Source organism: Mesorhizobium sp. M0140, assembly GCF_040322475.1.
Classification (GTDB): Bacteria; Pseudomonadota; Alphaproteobacteria; order Rhizobiales; family Rhizobiaceae; genus Mesorhizobium.
Window position 1 is genome coordinate 264,878 of record NZ_JAMYTM010000003.1, and the last position, 17,969, is coordinate 282,846.

The following is a 17,969-nucleotide window of genomic DNA, read 5'->3' on the forward strand; positions in this document are numbered from 1 at the left end:
TCATCCGGCAGTGTTTTCACGTTCGACGATCGCCATCATGATCGTATCGCGGTATTCCCCGTCGATATGGACGGCGTCGCGCTGCACGCCCTCCCTGACAAACCCGACCTTGTCGTAAAGAGAGATGGCGCGAGCATTGTCGGAATGCACGGAAAGCTCGACGCGGATAAAGCCGGTCTTGCGCGCCTGTGCCAAGGTCGCATTGATGAGCCGCAGTCCGAGGCCACGCCCCCGATAGGAAGGAATGATCCCCATTCCGAGGGAGCCGCGATGCGCATGGATGAGCCGATCGTGACGTGAGATGTCGCACCAGCCGACGACCTCGCCACGAACAACGGCCACGAACCCCGGATCGCCTCTCCCGATACGGTCCATTGCGAAACTTCTGACTTGATCCAGCGGTGGCGCCTCTAGGAAGGACAGGTACTTTCGCTCACGCGCTACGACATCGAGCGCGCGATGAAAGCTTTCGATATCCCCGGGCGTCATCGGCGCGATCGCGACCGTTTCAATATCGCTGCTGTCGACCATTGGCTTGACCGTCGTCACACATCAAAAATGTACCCAGTTCCGCAGGCTGGTCCAGGTCTTGCGATCGAGCCGGTAGCGCTCGACGGGAACCTGGCCGGCGACGATCGAATTCAGCATGCCCTGGCCGGCATATTGGAACCCGCATTTGTGGATGACGCGGCGCGAGGCCGGATTGATGACCCGCGTCGAGGCCTGCAGCACCTGGATCGACGTCCTCTGGAAGGCGAGATCGACCAGCGCATGGGCTGCTTCCGTCGCATAGCCCTTCTTCCAGTAAGGCTCGCCGATCCAGTAGCCGAGTTCCAGCCCGCGTTCGGTGGTGTTGAGACCGGCACAGCCGACGAACGTGTCGGTTCCGGCCAGCGTCAGGGCATAGGCGATGCCGGCCCGGCGCGACCTGGTCATGGCGAGGAAGGAGCGCGCCTCGGCCTCGCCATAGGGGTGCGGCATGCGTGCCAGCATTTCGGCGACATGACGGTTGTCGGCAAGTTCGACCAGTTGCGCGACATCGCCTTCATGGGGCGCCCGCATCACCAGCCGCTCGGTGACCAGCACCGGGCAGTCTATCGCGTAACTTCCGTCTTCTGAGTCTTCCGCTTCGGCAACCATTTGAAAGTCCTCCAGGCACAAGAAAAAGGGGAGATGGAAACCCATCTCCCCTGATCCTTTTCCTGGCTTTGCCAGACACCGGTTCCCGAGATGGGCGCCGGTGTTCTAGTGCGGAACCGGCTACTCCGCGGCTTTGGCAATCGGGTTGACCGATACGTAGGTTCGGCCGTTGGCTTTTTTGTTGAACGTCACGGCGCCGGTCTCGAGCGCAAAAAGCGTATGATCCGTGCCCATGCCGACATTGACGCCGGGATGCCACGTGGTGCCGCGTTGACGAATGATGATGTTGCCCGGGATGACGGCTTCGCCGCCGAACTTCTTCACGCCCAGACGCTTGGAATGCGAGTCGCGACCGTTGCGCGACGAGCCGCCAGCTTTCTTGTGTGCCATCTAACTAACTCCGTTGCGCCGCAAGGCGCCTAAAAGGCCTTATGAACGCGTTCGCGTTCCGTTTCAAGTCCGATCCGGCGACCCAATCGCCAGAAAATTACTTCGCAGCCAATTCCTTGGCCTGCTCGCGCCAGTCCTTGATCTGGTCGGCGCTGAAGGGCATGTGCTCGTCGATCTTGGCGACATCCTTCTCGGTCAGCTTGGCAAGCTGGGCGAAGGTGATGATGCCCTGCTCGTTAAGATCCTTGGCTGCGACCGGGCCGATGCCCTTGATCACGGTCAGATCGTCCGGCTCACCCTTCGGTGCCTTGAACAGTGGCGCTGCGGCGGTCTCGGCTGCCTTTGTCTCGGCTGCCTTGGCCTTGGGCTCCTTCTTCGGCGCGGCTTCCGCCTGCACCTCGGTGGCGGCCTCGGCCTTCACCTTCTTCGGCGCCTTGGCCGCTGCCGTCTTGGTCGGCTTGGCGCCACCCAGCAGGATCTCGGAGATCCGCACGGTGGTCAAAAGCTGGCGATGGCCGATCTTGCGGCGCGAATTCTGCCGGCGGCGCTTCTTGAAGGCGATGACGGTGCGGTTCTTGCCCTGTTCGACGACTTCGGCGGTGACCACCGCGCCGTCGACGAACGGCGCGCCAAACGTGACATTCTCGCCTTCGCCATGCGCCAGAACGTGGCCGATTTCGACCATATCGCCGACATTGGCTTCAACTTTTTCGATCTTCAGGAGATCGTTGGCGGCAACGCGATACTGCTTGCCACCCGTTTTAATGACTGCGAACATTTTTTGCCTTTCGCTGTTCGGTCGGCCTTGATGAACCGCCTCTGGCAGTTCAGCCGTCTTTTTGTCAGTCTGCGGGTTCAAAAAACAAGCGGCGCGGAAGAACCCTCCACGCCGATTGCGCGCTGTCCCTAACCGAAGGTTGGGGGCGAGTCAAGGCAAACCAGCCGCGCCGTTTCCGAGATTGTCATTGGCGGGCACGGACCGGCTGTGCCGACATGCCCACGGCGTTGCCCCGCCTGGGCTGAGGATGGGTGACTGGTCGGCAATCTGCCTCGGGTCTCGCTGTACCCCACCAGCCGTGAATCCGCCGCTTGCCAAGCAAGCCAAATAACTGACGGATTGGCCTTGTAACCTGCCCGTTCAGCCGTTATCTAGTGCGCCGCGCCGGCAACGGCCGACCATGACCGCGGAGAGGTGGCAGAGTGGTCGAATGCACCGCACTCGAAATGCGGCATGGGTGCAAGCCCATCGGGGGTTCGAATCCCTCCCTCTCCGCCATTTAGCCCAAGAACCTGACATCTCCTGGGCTGCTAGCCGCCTGCCGCATATCGCGCGCATATCGCGCAGCCAACAGGACAAAGCCGCCCGAGCCGGGACACTCTGGCCTTTGCGGAGGCGTAAAGCTTCGGCGATGGGCAGGCCCATTCGGCTCTCCGCACATGGTTTTCTGTCCGCAAGCGCAGCCATGTCGCTGTGAATTTGCCAGCCGGTTTGGCCCAAATGGGGGAAGTGGCCGGCCCAAGATCTCGTAATGGTTGGTTCGCCCAGCCAGTTAGGAGACCACTATGCGCAAAGCCTCTCTCGCCGTCACAGTCGTCGGCACGGCCTTCTTCAGTCTTTCCACTGTCGCATCGGCATGCGTGTCGATGGACGGCAACTTCGTCGTAAACAACTGCAATTATCGCGTCATGGGAAATTGCAAAGGCTCGGATGGCAGTTGGGGTGGCTTCGGACCCATCCGCCCGGGCGGTCGTGAGGTAACTTCCAAAAGACGCGATGCCGGCTGGGACGTCAGCTATTGCAATTACGATTCATGGGTGGCCGGCACATGTCGGCCGAAGGATCCCAGGCAAATGTAAGCCGCTTTCAAGCATGTCACTTTGCGGCTCGGCTCGTTGCTGACGATGTGGCCGGCGTCGAACACCGGCCACTCTGTCGGTGCACGATAAATCCGTTACTGCTCCTTCTTGAACAGGTCCTGGAAGATCAGCTGGCCCCAAGTGCGGCCGCGTGCGTGCACCAGTGCGCCACCCTCGTTGAGCTTCCCCAGCTTGACCGGTGCGAACCCGAGTTGTTTGGCTAAGGCCGCCACGGGAGCGATCGCGTCCTCGTCGTCGCTCGACAGAAAGACGACCCGGTGCCCGCCCTCGACGATCGGATCGGCAGCCAAAGTGGCTGCAATCAGGTGATTGAACCCTTTGACGAGCTTGGCACCGGTGAACGCCTTTGCGACGAAGGCGGAGGACGGCAGACCGTCCAGCTCTTCAGGGGCTGGAAACACGTTCGTCGCGTCGATGATCGTCTTGCCTTCCCAGCTTGACAGCGCCTTCGCGACATCTGGGTGCGACTCGAAACGAACCGCCAGAAAGATGATGTCCGCCTTGATCGCTTCCGCCAGCGTTTTGGGGATAATCGTGGGTCCGATCGCGGCCGCATCGGCTGCAAAGCTTTCCGGGTCGCGCGTGGTTGCCACGGACACTTCGATGCCGTTGCGGGCAAACGCCTTGGCAAGAGCGTGGCCGATCTTGCCGAAGCCAATAATTGCATAGCTCATGTATATTCTCCTTCAGTTTACCACGCCCTGCGGGCCCGGAATATCGAATGGAATGAACGGCGGGGCGTAGCGTCAGATTTGCGCCAGGCCCCCGTCGACGGCGACCTCGCTGGCGGTCATGAAGCTGCTGTCGGGCGACGCGAGAAACGCAGCCGCCGCTCCAATCTCCGCCGGATCGGCCATGCGCTGGAGCGGGTTCATCGAGGCGAAGGCCTTCAAGCCCTCCTCCCCTATCGCTGCCTTCGCGAGTTCGGTCGCTGTCGGCCCGGGCGACAGCACGTTTACCCGGATGCCGGTGCCCTTCAGGTCCTCCGCCCAGCTCCGCGCAAGATTGCGCACGGCCGCCTTACTCGCGCTGTAGACGCTGAATGCGGGGGCGCCCGTGGTGCCGGCGCTCGATCCGGTCAGGATGATCGAACCGCCCTCGCCCATCAGTGGCAGCGCCTTCTGGACCGTGAATATCGTACCCTTCACATTGGTGTCGAAGGTTTCGTCAATGTGCTCGGCGGTGATCTCGCCGAGCGGAAGCAGGCCTCCCGCCCCGGCATTGGCGAAGACGATGTCGAGGGTTCCGCGCTCGGCCTTCACCGCCGCGTAGAGCCGGTCGAGGTCGGCCTCGTCGGAAACCGAGCCTTTCACCGCGCGGGCATTGGCCCCGAGGTTGGCCACAGCAGCGTCGAGCACATCCTGCCGACGGCCGAAAATGAAGACGAAAGCGCCCTCCTCGATGAAGCGCTTTGCAGCGGCGAGGCCGATGCCGGTGGCGCCACCCGTAATAACCGCAACCTTACCGTCTAGTTTTCCCATAACTCAATCCTTCCAGGCTCTGTCTTTGGTCGTTCGGGTACGCCCCGAGAACCTCTAGATGGGCCCGTCAGAGTCACGCGGTGAGTGCGGAAGCGCGCACATCGGTGGTGCAAAATCGATCCGCTTTCAGGAACTGACGCCAGCCGTGACGATCCGTGTCCGCCATTCGGAATTGCGCCGCCCCTGTCGACATAAGCTATGATGTCCCGCCCGTACTGCTGTAGCATGCGTTAGATACGGGCTTGGGAAGGCGCACCGCGCGGTGCCGGATTGCACCATGATCGACTGGGATGACATTCGCTACTTTCTTGCCGTCGCGCGCGGAGGCTCGGTGCGGGCTGCCGGCGCGCAGCTCGGGGTGAATCACTCGACCGTGCTGCGACGCGTCGCCCAGCTCGAGGAACGCCTCGGAGCGCACATGTTCGAAAAGCTGCCTTCGGGCTACCGCCTGACGGCTGTGGGCGAGGAGGTCCTCGATCTCGCGAACCAGATGGAAGCGTCGTCGCACCAGCTGGAGACGCGCGTCTTCGGGCGCGACCAGGGTGTGCGCGGGCTTCTGCGGGTGACGCTGGCACCTCCCCTCGCGACACACCTGCTCATGCCGGACTTCGCCGATTTCGCGCGTCTGCACCCGGACATCGAGATGGAAATCCTGTCGTCCGGCGAGCTGGCAAATCTGACCAACCGAGAGGCCGACGTCGCGATCCGCGTCGTCTACGACCGCAAAACCCTGCCGCTCAATCTTCACGGCCTGAAGGGACCGGAGGTGTTCGGCGGCGTCTACATGTCCCGCGATCGCCTGGCCGCGTGGCGTGCGGGCGCGCCTGATCCCATCCGGTGGATCGTCATAAGCGTTCATGGAATTCCAGAGTGGGCCGGCGCGGGTGAGGTTCGCACCGCGGGGGTTCCATTCAGGACCACGGACGCCGAGGCGCAGATCGTTGCCGTACGGCAAGGTCTCGGGATCACGACACTGCCGTGCTTCGTCGGAGATGCCGACCCCCTGCTGGTGAGGGTGCCGGGCACCGACCTGCACATGTACGGAACGCTCTGGCTTCTCACACAGGGGGAGACACGCAAGACGAAGCGCGTGCGGCTCTTCACGGAGTTCGTATCCCGCAGGCTCGCCGCCTACGCTCCGCTTTTCACGGGACTGTCCATATCGCGCGACTGACGCCCCGCGGGTCGACGCTGCGGTGGATAGGCGGACAGCGGCACCTATTGCGGTTGAAGATGCTCAGCCATGAAGTCGATGAACGCCTCAGTCTGGGCCTGATCTGTCGGCGGGCCGGCCAGAGAACATTGAACTGATCGGTCTCGGCGGGGGCATGGGCGGTGGAGGAATGGGCGGCGACGGAACAGGAGGTCTCGGAACGGATGCCCTCTCCGAAGATCGCTATGCTTCAGGACGCGTGACCAGTCGCTGATCTGACCTCAGGCCGAGCCATCGGATTGGTGCTCGGCAATCGTACTCAGAAAAACCTGGCCGAACTCCTTCAGCTTTGCCGCCCCAACCCCATTCACTTCAGCGAAGGCGTCGAGGTCGTTTGGGCGGCGCTCTGCCATGTCGATCAGGGTGCGATCGGAAAACACCACATAGGCCGGCACCTGGCGCTCCTTGGCGAGCCGCAGTCGCAAGGTCTTCAGCGCGGCCAGCAGCCCGGTGTCCACATCCGATTGCCCGAAATCCTGCCCGGAGCGCGTCTTGCCGCGCAAGGCGCGGCTGCGCACCTCGACGCGATAATGGAACGGCACCTCGCCACGGCCAAGCGCATGGCCTTTTTCGGCGATGGCGAGGCCGCCATGGCCGGCCGGATCCGGCATCAGAAACCCGCCGGCGACGAGCTGCCGGATTAGCGACAGCCAAAAGTCCTTCTTGTGCGCCAGTCCGCTGCCGAAGCTGGCGAGCCTCTGGTGGTTCCTGGCCAGCACCTTCTCGGTTTCATGGCCGAGCAGAATGTCGATGACATGGCCGGCACCGAAGCGTTCGCCACTCTGGGCGATGGCTGCCAGGATGATCCGCGCCTCCGCTCCGCCATCGGCGCGCGGCGCCTGGTCGAGGCAGGTGTCGCAATTGCCGCAAGGCTGCGCTTCTTCGCCGAAATAGCCGAGCAGCACCTGGCGGCGGCACTGCGCCGTCTCGCAATAGCCGATCAGCGTGTCGAGCCGGCCATGCGAGCGCCTCTTGTGCTCGGGCGGCGCATCCTCGTCGTCGATGAACATCCGGCGCATGCGGATATCGCCAAGGCCGAACAGCATATGCGCCTCGGCGTCCCGCCCATCGCGGCCGGCGCGGCCGATCTCCTGGTAGTAGGCCTCCAGGCTGCCCGGCATGTCGGTGTGGAAGACATAGGCGACATCAGGCTTGTCAATGCCCATGCCGAAAGCGATGGTCGCCACCATGACGACGCCTGAAAGGGTCATGAAGCTGTTCTGGTTGGCGTCTCGCGCCTCCTTGCTCATGCCGGCATGATAGGCGAGCGCGGTGACGCCGTTCTTCTCGAGGAAGGCCGCCATCTCCTCCGTCTTCTTGCGCGACAGGCAGTAGACGATGCCGCTGCGGCCGGGATGGCGCTCGACGAAGCGCAGCAATTGCCGCTTGCTGTCCTGCTTGGCCTCGATGGCAAGCTTGATGTTCGGCCGGTCGAAGCCCAGCACCAGGGTCTCGACGCGCTCGGCAAATAGCCGAGATTCGATGTCGGTGCGCGTGCCTTCGTCCGCCGTTGCCGTCAGCGCCATGATCGGCACGTTGGGAAAGATGCCGCGCAGACGCGACAGGTCCTCGTATTCGCGCCGGAACGCCGGCCCCCATTGCGAGATGCAATGCGCCTCGTCGACGGCGATCAGGCTGATATCGAGCCTGGCCAGCGCCTCGAGCATGCGCTCGGTCATCAGCCGCTCCGGCGCGAGATAGAGCAGGCGCGTCTGGCCCGAGGCGACGCGACGCCATGCGGCGATATTGGCATCGCGGTCGATCGAGGAATTGATCGTGTCGGCCGCCACGCCGGCAAGCCGCAAGGCGGCGACCTGATCCTGCATCAGCGCCACCAGCGGCGAAACGACAATGGTGAGCCCACCCAGGACCAGTGCCGGCACTTGGTAGCAGAGCGATTTGCCCGCACCTGTCGGCATGACGGCCAGCACATGACGCCCAGCCAGCAGCGCGTCCATGACATCGGCCTGGCCGGGGCGAAAATCATCGAAGCCGAACACGTCTTTCAGCACGCGCCGCTTGGGATCTCGCTCTTCTGTCGCGACGGCCGCCGGTGCCTGCATCACCGCGCGTCCACGGTCGGCGTGCTTATTGGCATGTCATAGCCGAACTCGGCGCAGAAACGCCGGACGCCGACGAGAAATGCCGGGGGCAGACCGTCGAGATAGGTCCTGAATTCTTCATTCCGTTCCCATTTTCTCAACGAAGCCACCCGGATCGGATTGTCCGGATCCTCGCTGAAACGAATGCGCGGTGTCAGTCCGAACGACTGCGCGATTCTGTCCTGCTGCGCATCGGGCGCGCCGATCATGTCTTCGTAGCGGACAAAGAGTATCTGCCGGTGCGGTTGTGCCTTCTTCAGCCGGGTCAGCGCGTCGTATTCGGCCAGCCAGCGATGCGGCGTGACGCGGAACCGACGCTCGTGGCGTGTTTGCGGATGCGAACTTGTCAGCGTGTCGAATGGATGGCGCACACAATAGATCAAGCCGATGGAGGGAGGTAGCTTCGCCAGATGCGCAAAACCGCGCGCATCGCGCTTGACGACGAGGTTCGATTCCGGCCGATCCAGCATGTCCAGCATTGTGTATCGCGCTTCGGGCGGATGGACGAAAATATCCCCGAAACACCTCATCAGCCGCTGTGTCAGCGTCGTCCCGCTGCGCGCGCAGCCCGAAATGAAAATTCTGTTGGCGGGCGTTGCGCGTGCGTATGTGCGTCTTTGCATGCGCTGTTTCAGAGACAGCGGCACGAATCGCAGAAACTCCCGCATAACCCTTCGCGCGGCCGCTCCAAACGCAGCCTCAAGCCTGCGCGCGCCCTTCATCCGCAATTCCGCTGGCGCAATGCGGCAACCCGATCTTGCATCAGGGCCACCCGGGACGAAACGCGCCGCCTGCGGGCCACGGCCAAGATGCTCATCGCCGATGCCTGCATCAGGCAGACACCGGGCTGCAATTTCGTGGATTGGAGAGGATGTGGAAACCGGTCAAAACGACTCTCCGCATGGGCACCTTGCCTTAGCGCAGCTGACACCGGACCACAACCAGAACAAGCCGGCACAAGGAAAGCCTGCGGCGCGAACGCGGAAGCTGACCGATTGATCCAAGGCTCGCCGCAGCACCTTCCCTTGCGAGACCTGCACCCCCGCTGGATTCCGCCACGCACCACGATGTAAGCTCGGCCCGACAAGTCAGGGAGGGCGCGATGCTGCAGGCCATTCAGGATGCTCTCGGCGAGCGGTTTCGGTTGCAGCGTGCTGCCTTCGAGGCGCAGCCTTTCCCCAACTTTGGCATCCGCAAGGATCGCCTGAAACGCCTGTTGGCGTTGACCGAGCGGCATGAAGCCGACATCTGCACCGCCATCGACACCGACTTTGGCGGCCGTTCCGCGCATGAGACGCGTCTTGCGGAACTGTTCGTCGTGCGCGCCGGTATCCGCCACGCGCTGTCGCACCTCAGGGGCTGGATGCGCGAACGCCGCGTCGCCACCACTATGCCGTTCCTGCCGGGCAGAAATCGCCTCCTTCCGCAGCCACTGGGTGTCGTCGGCATCGTGTCGCCCTGGAATTATCCTTTCCAGCTCGCTGTCGCGCCGGTCACCGCGGCCCTTGCCGCCGGCAACCGCGTACTCATAAAACCTTCCGAACTGACGCCGACATTTTCAACGCTGCTGGCCAAACTCGTTGCCGAGCATTTCGCACCCGATGAGCTCAGCGTCATCAGCGGCGACGCGGAGATGGGAAAGGCCTTCGTGTCGATGCCTTTCGATCATTTGCTGTTCACCGGCTCGACCGCGGTCGGACGCCAGGTCGCGATAGCCGCGGCAGCCAACCTGACCCCGGTCACGCTCGAACTCGGCGGCAAGTCGCCGGCAATCTTCGATCCGTCATGCGACCTCGACGCGGCGGTATCCAGCATTGCCTACGGCAAGCTGTTGAATGCCGGGCAGACCTGCATCGCGCCGGATTATCTTCTGGTCCCGAAGGGGCGAGCAGACGCGGTCGCCGCGAAGCTCGCAACGGCGATCGCGAAGCTCTACCCGACCCTGCGCGACAACCCCGATTATACCGCCATCATCAGCGATCGGCACCACCAGCGCCTGCGCGACATGATCACTGAAGCGCGTGACGCCGGCGCCGATGTCACCGAAATCAACCCGGCCAGTGAGGAGCTTGGCGGTACCAGCCGGAAATTGCTGCCGACCCTGGTCCGCAATGCCGGCGCGCACCTGCGGCTGATGCGCGAAGAGATTTTTGGGCCGGTGCTGCCCATCGTAGAATATACCGGGATCGACGAGGCAATCGCGCATGTGAATGGGGCGGACCGGCCGCTGGCGCTCTACTGGTTCGGGCGCGACAGCGGCAACCGTCAACGCATCCTGCATGAGACCGTCGCCGGCGGCGTCACCATCAACGACTGCATGCTGCATCTGGTGCAGGAGAACCAGCCTTTCGGCGGCGTCGGCGCCAGCGGCGTGGGCGCCTATCACGGCGAATGGGGCTTTCGCACCTTCAGCAAGGAGAAGCCGGTTTTCCTGCAGTCCCGGCTGAGCGCGGGAGCCTTGTTGCGCCCGCCCTACGGCAAGACGTTCGAGCGGCTCTTCAGCCTGCTCCGGCATATCACCTGACCGAACACCCGGCGCGTTAAGCCTATGTTCACCATCATGCGGCAGGTTCGCATCCTGCGGTCATGTCTTGAGTACCGCGGCGCCACAAGCGCCCAGGCAACAACCCGCGCCTCTTTTGAGGTGCGGGTCTTCCCTGGCTAGCCGAGGAAATCGGCCCGGTGCGGCGTGAAGCTGTCGACCAGCCGCCCTGCTTCCAGCGCCTTGACGCCGTGCACCAGACCGGACGGCACAATGAAGCTGCCGCCGGTCTCGATGGTTTCGGTCCTACCGTCGATGGTCACCTCGAAGCGGCCCTCGGCGACATAGCTAGCCTGGACGTGTGGGTGCGAATGCAGGGCGCCGACGCCACCCTTGTCGAAGCCGAATTCGACCAGCATCAACTCGTCGGTATGCAGGAGAACGCGTCGCCTGTTGCCGTCCGGGGTCGGCGTCCAGGCGCCCTCGCCGGCATGCGCGAAAATCTTTGTGGTCATCGTCGTCTCCTCATCGCGCAAGCCAGCCGCCATCCACAGGCACCACCGCTCCATGCATGTAGTTCGACGCCGGCGCCAGCAGGAACACGGCGGCGTCGCCAATGTCGCCCGCTTCCCCCCAGCGACCGGCCGGGATCCGCGCCAGGATGGCGGCGCTGCGGTCGGGATCGGCGCGCAGCGCCTGCGTGTTGTTGGTCTCGATATAGCCCGGCGCGATGGCGTTGACGTTGATGCCTTTTTGCGCCCATTCGCAGGCGAGCAGCCGGGTGATGCCGAGCACGCCATGCTTCGAGGCCGTGTAAGACGCGACACGGATGCCGCCCTGAAAGCCCAGCACCGAGGCGATGTTGACGATCTTGCCTTTCCGCTCAGCGGCCAAGGCACGCCTTGCAAAGCTTTGGCAGAGCAAGAAAACCGTCTTCAGGTTGACGTCCATGACGTCGTCCCAATCGGCCTCTCTGAGATCGACGGCATCGGCGCGGCGGATGATGCCGGCATTGTTGACCAGCGCGTCGAGCGGACCGCTTTCGTCCCAGATCCGGTCGAGCAACAGGCCGGCGGCCGAAGTGTCGGCAAGGTCGGCGCTCACCGCTTCGAATTGCCCGCCCACCGCCGCAATCTTGTCTGCCGTATCGTCCATCGACGAGCGGCCGACGCCGACCACCGCGCCCCCGGCGCGTGCGACGCACACGGCGATGCCTTGGCCGATGCCAGTGTTGGCGCCGGTGACCAGGATACGTTTTCCGGTAAGGCTGAAGGGGTCGCTCACCGCAGATCCCCCAACGCCACCGGGTCGACATCGGTATAGTCGACATTGTCGCCGGCCATCGCCCAGATGAAAGCATAATTGGAAGTGCCGGCACCGGAGTGGATCGACCATCCCGGCGACAGCACCGCCTCCTCATTGCCCATGACGATATGGCGCGTCTCGTCAGGCTCGCCCATGAAATGGAAGACGCGCGCCGTCTCGGCCAGGTCGAAATAGAGATAGGCCTCCATGCGCCGGTCATGCACATGGCATGGCATGGTGTTCCACACCGATCCTGGAGCCAACTGAGTCATGCCGACCACCAGCTGGCAGGTCTTCACGCCCTCGGCATGGATGAACTGGAAGATCGAACGCTCGTTGCAGGTGTCCTTGCTGCCGAGATCGAGGCGCTTGGCGTCGCCGATGCGGATCAGCCGGCTGGGCCAGGCCTGATGCGCAGGCGCGCTGAGCAGATAGAATTTAGCCGGCGCGGTCTTGTCCACCGAGGCGAAGGACACGTCGGTGGTGCCCATGCCGAGATAGAGCATGTCGCGCGCCTGCAATTCGAAGGACTGGCCGCCGGCCGTGATGACGCCCGTGCCGCCGATGTTGACGGCGATCAGCTCGCGACGGTCGAGGAAGTTCTTGGTGCCGGTCGGCTTGATCGCTTCCAGTTGAAGCGGTGCGCCAGTCGGCACGGCGCCGCCGACGATCATGCGGTCGTAATGAGTGTAGGTCAGGCTGATGCGGCCAGGCTGGAACAGGCCGTCAATGTGGAAGTTGTGACGCAGCTCATCGGTGCCCATTGCCGCGGCGGCAGCCGGGTCAATGGCAAATCGCGAGGTGTAGTCGGTATGGCTCTGGTTCATTGTCGGTCCTGACTTGAAACGGGTCATTTGCCGGCGGCGGCCTTGACCGAACTGGAATAAAAAGCCTGACGTGCATGCAGCCGCTCGCGGTAACGCTGCTGGCTGGCGGTGAGGTGCGCGCGCATCGCCTCGCGCGCGGCCTCGGCATCGCCAGAGGTAATGGCGTTGAGGATCACCAGATGCTCGCGCTGGAGCCCGCGCTGATAGCTGTCGGATTGCGCCAGTTCGGTCGACCAGGGCGAAGTCACGTCGCACGGGATGGCGCGCCGGCCGAGCACGTCGAGCATCTCGACATAGAAGGGGTTGCTGGTTGCGCTGGCGATGGCGCGATGGAAGGCGAGGTCGGCCGGACCGGTCGGCTCGCTGGCAAGCAGCAGCCGCTCGAATTCGAAGAAGGCTTCCTGGATCGCCGCCTCCTGCGCGGCGTTGCGACGGATGGCGGCGAGCCCGGCCGATTCGATCTCGATCGCCAGCCGCACTTCGAGCACGTTGAGTGCGATCGAATCCTTGCTGCCCATGTCGGCGGCCAGCGCGCCGAACATTGTCGAGATGTGCTCTGTGACGAAGACGCCGGCGCCCTGGCGCGGTTCGACCAGCCCGTCGGCGGCAAGCTTGGCCAGCGCCTCGCGGATGACGGTGCGGCTGACGCCGAAGGTTTCGGTCAGTTGGCCTTCGGTCGGTAATTTATGGCCGGGCAGGATCTCACCCGCCTGCAACTGCTTGCGGATCGTCGCGACCACGGTCTCCGACAGTTTGGGTTTTCTCTCGACCCTGAGGTCGGTTGCGGTGTCCGATGCCATGTCGCCCCTATTTGAAGACGCTCGGTAGCCAGAGCGAAATGGCCGGAATGTAAGTGACGAGCCCCAGTACCACGAGCCCGGCCCCATAGAACGGCCAGATCGAGCGCATCGCTTCCCAGACGGATATCTTGCCCACTGCGCACGCCACGAACTGCACAGCGCCCACCGGCGGCGTATTCAGCCCGATGCCGAAGTTGAGGATCATGATAACGCCAAAATGCACCGGGTCGACGCCGTAGGCTTGCGCCACGGGCAGGAAGATCGGCGTGCAGATGATAATCGTCGGGCCCATGTCCATGAAGGTGCCGAGGAACAGCATCAAGACGTTGAGCAGGAGAAGCACGATCAGCGGATCGTCCGAGATCGCGTTCATGGAGGCTATGAGCGCTGCCGGCACTTTCAGGAAGGCCATCAACCACGAGAACGCCGCCGCCATGCCGATGATGAGCAGCACCATGGCCGTGGTGCGCACGGCACCATGGGTGGCATGAACGAAACCTTCCCAAGTCATCTGCCGGTAAACGAAGACAGTAACGAGCAACGCATAGATGACCGCGACGCAGGAACTCTCGGTCGCCGTGAAAACGCCCGATCGTACGCCACCGAAGATGATCGCGATCAGCAGCAGGCCGGGCACCGCGACAGCGAAGAGATGCGCGACGGCGGTGAAGCCCGGAAACGGCTCGGTCGGATAGCCGCGGGAGCGCGCCACGAAATAGGCGGTGATCATCAGCGACAGGGCCAACAGCAGGCCCGGAATGATGCCGGCCGTGAACAGGTCGGCGATGGAGATCTTTCCACCTGCCGAGATCGAGTAGATGATCATGTTGTGCGACGGCGGCAGGAGCAGCGCGATCAGCGCCGCCATCGACGTGACGTTGACGGCGTAATCCGCTCCATATCCACGCGCCTTCATCTGCGGGATCATCAAGCCGCCGACCGCCGCTGCCTCGGCCACGGCGGAGCCCGAAATGCCGCCGAACAGTGTAGCGGTCGCAATGTTGACCTGCCCGAGGCCGCCGCGCAAATGGCCAACGAGCGAGCCGGCGAAGGCAACGATCTTGCTGGCGATGCCGCCGCGCACCATCAAGTCGCCGGCATAGATGAAGAAGGGAATGGCCAGCAGCGAAAAGACGCTCATGCCGGAATTCAGGCGCTGGAACACGATGAGCGGCGGCAGGCCCATGTAGAGGACGGTGGCAAAGCTTGCGACGCCGAGGCAGAAAGCGATCGGCGTGCCGATAAGCATCAGAAGGGTGAAGACGCCGAAGAGGATCCAGAGTTCCATGCCGTCAGACCTTCACGTTCGCCGTGTCGAGTTCGGTTGCGACTTCCGCCGGCGGCAGTTCATCGAGCACATCGTCGATCGGCGCACCGGAGAGACGAAGCACGATGCGCTCCAGCGTGAAGAGCGCGACGAGCACGCCTCCCGCGACCAGCGGGACGTAGTCCCAGCCCCCCGATATGCCGAGCGACGGCAAGGTAGCGCCCCAGGTCAATGCGACCAGTTGGCTGCCATACCAGATCATACCGATGCCGAAGGCGAGCGCGACGAGGTCCGAGATCATCCGCAGCCAACGCTTGCCGCCTTTGGGCAGCACGTAGAGCAGGACGTCGAAGCCGAGGTGATAGTTCTCGCGCACCCCGACGGCAGCGCCGAGGAAAATGAACCAGCTCATCAGCATCACCGAGCCCTGCTCGGTCCAGCTTGGCGAGCGGTTCAGGACATAACGACCGAACACCTGCCAGGCGACGAAGGCGGTCATCAGCACCAGCCCGATGCCTGCGACCCATAGCGCCGCTGTGCTGACGCGCGACATCATGCGGGCGACGCCGGACAGGGGCGGTCTGTGTGCTGGGCTGGAGGTCACCGGTTCTCTCCGCAAGGGGGATGGCGGCGCGGAATGCCCGCGCCGCCGCTTGATCACTGCACGGCCTTGATGGCTTCGACCATGGCCTTCAGCTTGTCGTCCTTGACGTGCTTCTCGTAGACCGGACCCATGGCGTCGATGAAGGGCTGCTTGTCCGGCGTCGTGATCTGCGAACCGGCCGCTTCGACTTTGGCGCGCGATTCCTTGACCTTGGCGGTCCACAGCTCGCGCTGCCTGGCGACGCTCTCCTTGGCGGCCGCCTTGAAGATCGCCTGATCCTCCGGCGTCAGCTTGTCCCAGCTCGACTTCGCCATGACGAAGGCTTCCGGCACCATAGTGTGCTCGTCGAGCGAATAGAACTTGGCGACTTCCGCATGCTTGGCGGTGTCGTAGCTCGGAAAATTGTTTTCCGCGCCGTCAATGACCCCGGTCTCGATCGCCGAATACACCTCGCCATACGGCATCGGAGTCGCGTTGGCGCCGAGTGCCGCCACCATGTCGACGAAGATGTCGGACTGGATGACGCGGAACTTCATGCCGGCCAGATCGGCTAATGAGTTGATCGGTTTCTTCGAATTGTAGAAGGAGCGCGCGCCACTGTCATAAAAGGCGAGCAGCACCAGCCCGACCTGTTCGAACGCCGCCGCGATCTGGTCGCCGACCGCCCCGTCCATGACCTTGTGCATATGGTCTTCCGAGCGGAAGATGTAGGGCAGCGAGGGCACAGTGGTTTCGGGAATGAGCCCGTTGAACGGCGCCATCGAGATGCGGTTGAGGTCGATCACGCCGGTGCGAACCTGCTCGATCGTGTCCTTTTCTTCGCCTAGCTGCGCGGAATGATAGAGCTCGACCGCATAGCGGCCGGCCGTACGCTCCTTTACAAGCTCGCCGAAATATTTGACTGCCTCGACCGTCGGATAGCCGTCCGGGTGGGTGTCGGACGAGCGCAGAACCGTCTGGGCACTTGCCGTTCCGGCCATCAGTGCGGCGGCGAGCAGCGCAGCTCCCGTCAGTCTTGAAAAATGCAACATGGTTTCCTCCCTTTGCATTGCGGGCGAGTTGCCCCTTCAGAGCCGATACGCCTTTTTCGCCAGCGTATAGGTCAGTTCCCGCGCCAGCTCATGCGCCTCGTCCTCGCGCAGCCTGTGCTCGGCGACGAGACGCGCCAGGAACGCGCAGTCGACTCGCCGCGCCACATCGTGACGCGCCGGGATCGAGGGAAAGGCACGGGTGTCGTCGTTGAAACCGACGGTGTTGTAGAAGCCGGCCGTCTCGGTGGTCATCTCGCGGAAGCGCCGCATGCCTTCCGGGCTGTCGTGGAACCACCAGGCCGGCCCGAGCTTCAGCGCCGGGTAGACACCGGCCAGCGGCGCCAGCTCGCGCGCATAGCTGGTCTCGTCGAGCGTGAAGAGGATGACGGTGAGGTCGCGCTCCAGCCCGACGCAGTCGAGCAGCGGCTTCAGCGCCGTCACATAGTCGGTCCGGGTCGGGATATCGAAGCCCTTGTCGCGGCCGAATTTTTGGAAGATTGCGGGCGAATGGTTGCGCCAGGAGCCGGGATGGATCTGCAGGACCAGCCCATCGTCGAGGCTCATCTTGGCCATCTCGGTCAGCATCTGGGCGCGGAACAGTTTTCGCTCGCGCTCATCGTCGGAACCACGGCGAACCCGATTGAACAGCTCTTGCGCCGCCGCATCCGAAAGATTGGCGGTCTCGGCCGTCGGATGGCCATGATCCGACGAAGTCGCGCCGAAGCTTTTGAAGAAGGCGCGCCGCTGGCGATGCGCATCGAGATAGCCGGCCCAATTGCCGGTGTCGCAGCCGGTGATCTCGCCGAGCCGATCGAGATTGGTTGAAAACCCTTCGAAATCGGGATCGACGACAGCATCCGGCCGATAAGCGGTGACCACACGGCCCTGCCAGTCGCTGTCGCGGATCATCTGGTGCCATTTGAGATCGTCGAGCGCGCCTTCCGTGGTCGCGATGACCTCGATGTTGAAACGCTCGAACAGCGCGCGCGGGCGAAAATTCTCCCACTGCAGCAGCGTCGCGATGGTGTCGTAGTGGCGGTCGGCGGTCGCGGCGGTCAGCGGTTCGTCGATGCCGAACAGATCGGCAAGTACGTGGTCGAACCACAGCCGGGTCGGTGTGCCCCGAAACAGATAATAGTGCTCGGCAAAGCGCCGCCAGATCGTCCGGCCGTCGGTTTCGACAGGCGCGCCGTCCAGCGTCGCGACGCCGAGATCCTCGAGGCGGACGCCCTGGCTGAACAGCATGCGGAAGATGTAGTGATCCGGGACGATGAGCAGTTGCGCCGGATCCGGGAATGGCTCGTTCAGCGCATACCAGCGCGGATCGGTGTGGCCATGCGGGCTGACAAGGGGCAGGTCCTTGATCCCGGCATAGAGATCACGGGCAACCGAGCGCGAATGCGCCTCGGCGGGAAACAGCAGATCCGCATGGGTCAGTGCCACGGTCAT

Annotated in this window: 18 protein-coding genes and 1 tRNA gene; 3 read left to right on the forward strand and 16 right to left on the reverse strand. The window is 63.4% G+C overall.

The features are described 5' to 3' along the window. The 4 genes from NKJ37_RS05045 to NKJ37_RS05060 form a co-directional block, all read right to left on the reverse strand. On the reverse strand, positions 1-531 hold the full coding sequence (locus tag NKJ37_RS05045) for a GNAT family N-acetyltransferase (protein ID WP_352750600.1): 531 nt from the start codon (positions 529-531) through the stop codon (positions 1-3). A 21-nt stretch (positions 532-552) separates the two neighbouring features. Beyond that, a complete protein-coding gene (locus tag NKJ37_RS05050) occupies positions 553-1,140 on the reverse strand; it encodes a GNAT family N-acetyltransferase (protein WP_023811776.1) in 588 nt (195 codons plus the stop codon). A 120-nt stretch (positions 1,141-1,260) separates the two neighbouring features. Beyond that, on the reverse strand, positions 1,261-1,530 hold the full coding sequence (gene rpmA / locus NKJ37_RS05055; RefSeq protein ID WP_013529063.1) for a 50S ribosomal protein L27: 270 nt from the start codon (positions 1,528-1,530) through the stop codon (positions 1,261-1,263). 97 nt (positions 1,531-1,627) lie between these two features. Further along, positions 1,628-2,308, reverse strand: a complete 681-nt coding sequence (locus tag NKJ37_RS05060) for a 50S ribosomal protein L21 (RefSeq protein ID WP_352441000.1) — start codon at positions 2,306-2,308, stop codon at positions 1,628-1,630. 408 nt (positions 2,309-2,716) lie between these two features. Here NKJ37_RS05060 and NKJ37_RS05065 point away from each other — a divergent pair. Continuing rightward, positions 2,717-2,806, forward strand: a tRNA-Ser gene (locus NKJ37_RS05065). 676 nt (positions 2,807-3,482) lie between these two features. On the opposite strand, the gene NKJ37_RS05070 is transcribed toward NKJ37_RS05065, so the two are convergent. Both NKJ37_RS05070 and NKJ37_RS05075 read right to left on the reverse strand, forming a co-directional pair. Beyond that, positions 3,483-4,082 (reverse strand): NADPH-dependent F420 reductase, encoded by a 600-nt coding sequence (locus NKJ37_RS05070; protein ID WP_352611364.1) that lies wholly within the window; start codon positions 4,080-4,082, stop codon positions 3,483-3,485. Positions 4,083-4,154: 72 nt separating this feature from the next. Then, complete coding sequence (locus tag NKJ37_RS05075) at positions 4,155-4,889, reverse strand: SDR family NAD(P)-dependent oxidoreductase (RefSeq protein ID WP_352611363.1); 735 nt, start codon at positions 4,887-4,889, stop codon at positions 4,155-4,157. Between the two features lie 277 nt (positions 4,890-5,166). Between NKJ37_RS05075 and NKJ37_RS05080 the strand changes: the two genes are divergently transcribed. Further along, positions 5,167-6,063: a LysR family transcriptional regulator gene (locus tag NKJ37_RS05080; protein ID WP_352611362.1), complete on the forward strand. Its 897-nt coding sequence runs from the start codon at positions 5,167-5,169 to the stop codon at positions 6,061-6,063. Positions 6,064-6,323: 260 nt separating this feature from the next. On the opposite strand, the gene recQ is transcribed toward NKJ37_RS05080, so the two are convergent. Together recQ and NKJ37_RS05090 are read right to left on the reverse strand one after the other, a co-directional pair. Continuing rightward, positions 6,324-8,165 (reverse strand): DNA helicase RecQ, encoded by a 1,842-nt coding sequence (recQ, locus tag NKJ37_RS05085; protein ID WP_352611361.1) that lies wholly within the window; start codon positions 8,163-8,165, stop codon positions 6,324-6,326. Continuing rightward, the gene (locus NKJ37_RS05090; protein WP_352773003.1) at positions 8,165-8,926 is read right to left on the reverse strand and encodes a sulfotransferase family protein; all 762 of its coding nucleotides are present in this window, start codon (positions 8,924-8,926) and stop codon (positions 8,165-8,167) included. The genes recQ and NKJ37_RS05090 overlap by 1 nt, the downstream gene beginning before the upstream one ends. 380 nt (positions 8,927-9,306) lie before the next feature. Between NKJ37_RS05090 and NKJ37_RS05095 the strand changes: the two genes are divergently transcribed. Then, positions 9,307-10,728, forward strand: a complete 1,422-nt coding sequence (locus tag NKJ37_RS05095) for a coniferyl aldehyde dehydrogenase (RefSeq protein WP_352611360.1) — start codon at positions 9,307-9,309, stop codon at positions 10,726-10,728. 137 nt (positions 10,729-10,865) lie between these two features. Here the strand turns inward: NKJ37_RS05095 and NKJ37_RS05100 are convergent, their stop codons facing one another. From NKJ37_RS05100 to uxaC, 8 genes are all read right to left on the reverse strand, one after another. Further along, entirely contained in the window at positions 10,866-11,201 is a 336-nt protein-coding gene (locus tag NKJ37_RS05100) for a cupin domain-containing protein (RefSeq protein ID WP_023811768.1), read from the reverse strand. 10 nt (positions 11,202-11,211) lie between these two features. Further along, positions 11,212-11,970 carry a 2-dehydro-3-deoxy-D-gluconate 5-dehydrogenase KduD gene (kduD, locus tag NKJ37_RS05105; protein WP_352611359.1) on the reverse strand — a complete coding sequence of 253 codons (759 nt, stop codon included), beginning with the start codon at positions 11,968-11,970 and terminating at the stop codon, positions 11,212-11,214. Further along, positions 11,967-12,818: a 5-dehydro-4-deoxy-D-glucuronate isomerase gene (gene kduI / locus NKJ37_RS05110; protein WP_352773006.1), complete on the reverse strand. Its 852-nt coding sequence runs from the start codon at positions 12,816-12,818 to the stop codon at positions 11,967-11,969. Before kduI ends, kduD begins: the two co-directional genes overlap by 4 nt. Before the next feature lie 23 nt (positions 12,819-12,841). Further along, positions 12,842-13,618, reverse strand: coding sequence for a FadR/GntR family transcriptional regulator (locus NKJ37_RS05115; RefSeq protein WP_128304058.1), 777 nt, complete (start codon positions 13,616-13,618; stop codon positions 12,842-12,844). Between the two features lie 7 nt (positions 13,619-13,625). Beyond that, positions 13,626-14,906 (reverse strand): TRAP transporter large permease, encoded by a 1,281-nt coding sequence (locus NKJ37_RS05120; RefSeq protein ID WP_352611358.1) that lies wholly within the window; start codon positions 14,904-14,906, stop codon positions 13,626-13,628. Between the two features lie 4 nt (positions 14,907-14,910). Next, on the reverse strand, positions 14,911-15,441 hold the full coding sequence (locus NKJ37_RS05125; protein ID WP_031213442.1) for a TRAP transporter small permease: 531 nt from the start codon (positions 15,439-15,441) through the stop codon (positions 14,911-14,913). A 101-nt stretch (positions 15,442-15,542) separates the two neighbouring features. After that, positions 15,543-16,520 carry a TRAP transporter substrate-binding protein gene (locus NKJ37_RS05130; RefSeq protein WP_023811762.1) on the reverse strand — a complete coding sequence of 326 codons (978 nt, stop codon included), beginning with the start codon at positions 16,518-16,520 and terminating at the stop codon, positions 15,543-15,545. A gap of 36 nt (positions 16,521-16,556) precedes the next feature. Further along, a complete protein-coding gene (uxaC, locus tag NKJ37_RS05135) occupies positions 16,557-17,969 on the reverse strand; it encodes a glucuronate isomerase (protein WP_352773009.1) in 1,413 nt (470 codons plus the stop codon).

Excerpts from the sequence above, each read along its gene's own strand:
- NKJ37_RS05075 (WP_352611363.1), bottom strand. The coding sequence starts at position 4,889 with ATGGGAAAACTAGACGGTAAGGTTGCGGTTATTACGGGTGGCGCCACC.
- NKJ37_RS05100 (WP_023811768.1), bottom strand. The coding sequence starts at position 11,201 with ATGACCACAAAGATTTTCGCGCATGCCGGCGAGGGCGCCTGGACGCCG.
- NKJ37_RS05080 (WP_352611362.1), top strand. The coding sequence starts at position 5,167 with ATGATCGACTGGGATGACATTCGCTACTTTCTTGCCGTCGCGCGCGGA.
- rpmA (WP_013529063.1), bottom strand. The coding sequence starts at position 1,530 with ATGGCACACAAGAAAGCTGGCGGCTCGTCGCGCAACGGTCGCGACTCG.
- NKJ37_RS05125 (WP_031213442.1), bottom strand. The coding sequence starts at position 15,441 with ATGATGTCGCGCGTCAGCACAGCGGCGCTATGGGTCGCAGGCATCGGG.
- NKJ37_RS05070 (WP_352611364.1), bottom strand. The coding sequence starts at position 4,082 with ATGAGCTATGCAATTATTGGCTTCGGCAAGATCGGCCACGCTCTTGCC.
- kduI (WP_352773006.1), bottom strand. The coding sequence starts at position 12,818 with ATGAACCAGAGCCATACCGACTACACCTCGCGATTTGCCATTGACCCG.
- recQ (WP_352611361.1), bottom strand. The coding sequence starts at position 8,165 with ATGCAGGCACCGGCGGCCGTCGCGACAGAAGAGCGAGATCCCAAGCGG.
- NKJ37_RS05115 (WP_128304058.1), bottom strand. The coding sequence starts at position 13,618 with ATGGCATCGGACACCGCAACCGACCTCAGGGTCGAGAGAAAACCCAAA.
- NKJ37_RS05120 (WP_352611358.1), bottom strand. The coding sequence starts at position 14,906 with ATGGAACTCTGGATCCTCTTCGGCGTCTTCACCCTTCTGATGCTTATC.
- NKJ37_RS05095 (WP_352611360.1), top strand. The coding sequence starts at position 9,307 with ATGCTGCAGGCCATTCAGGATGCTCTCGGCGAGCGGTTTCGGTTGCAG.
- NKJ37_RS05045 (WP_352750600.1), bottom strand. The coding sequence starts at position 531 with ATGGTCGACAGCAGCGATATTGAAACGGTCGCGATCGCGCCGATGACG.
- NKJ37_RS05050 (WP_023811776.1), bottom strand. The coding sequence starts at position 1,140 with ATGGTTGCCGAAGCGGAAGACTCAGAAGACGGAAGTTACGCGATAGAC.
- NKJ37_RS05090 (WP_352773003.1), bottom strand. The coding sequence starts at position 8,926 with ATGAAGGGCGCGCGCAGGCTTGAGGCTGCGTTTGGAGCGGCCGCGCGA.
- NKJ37_RS05130 (WP_023811762.1), bottom strand. The coding sequence starts at position 16,520 with ATGTTGCATTTTTCAAGACTGACGGGAGCTGCGCTGCTCGCCGCCGCA.
- NKJ37_RS05060 (WP_352441000.1), bottom strand. The coding sequence starts at position 2,308 with ATGTTCGCAGTCATTAAAACGGGTGGCAAGCAGTATCGCGTTGCCGCC.
- uxaC (WP_352773009.1), bottom strand. The coding sequence starts at position 17,969 with ATGACCGTGGCACTGACCCATGCGGATCTGCTGTTTCCCGCCGAGGCG.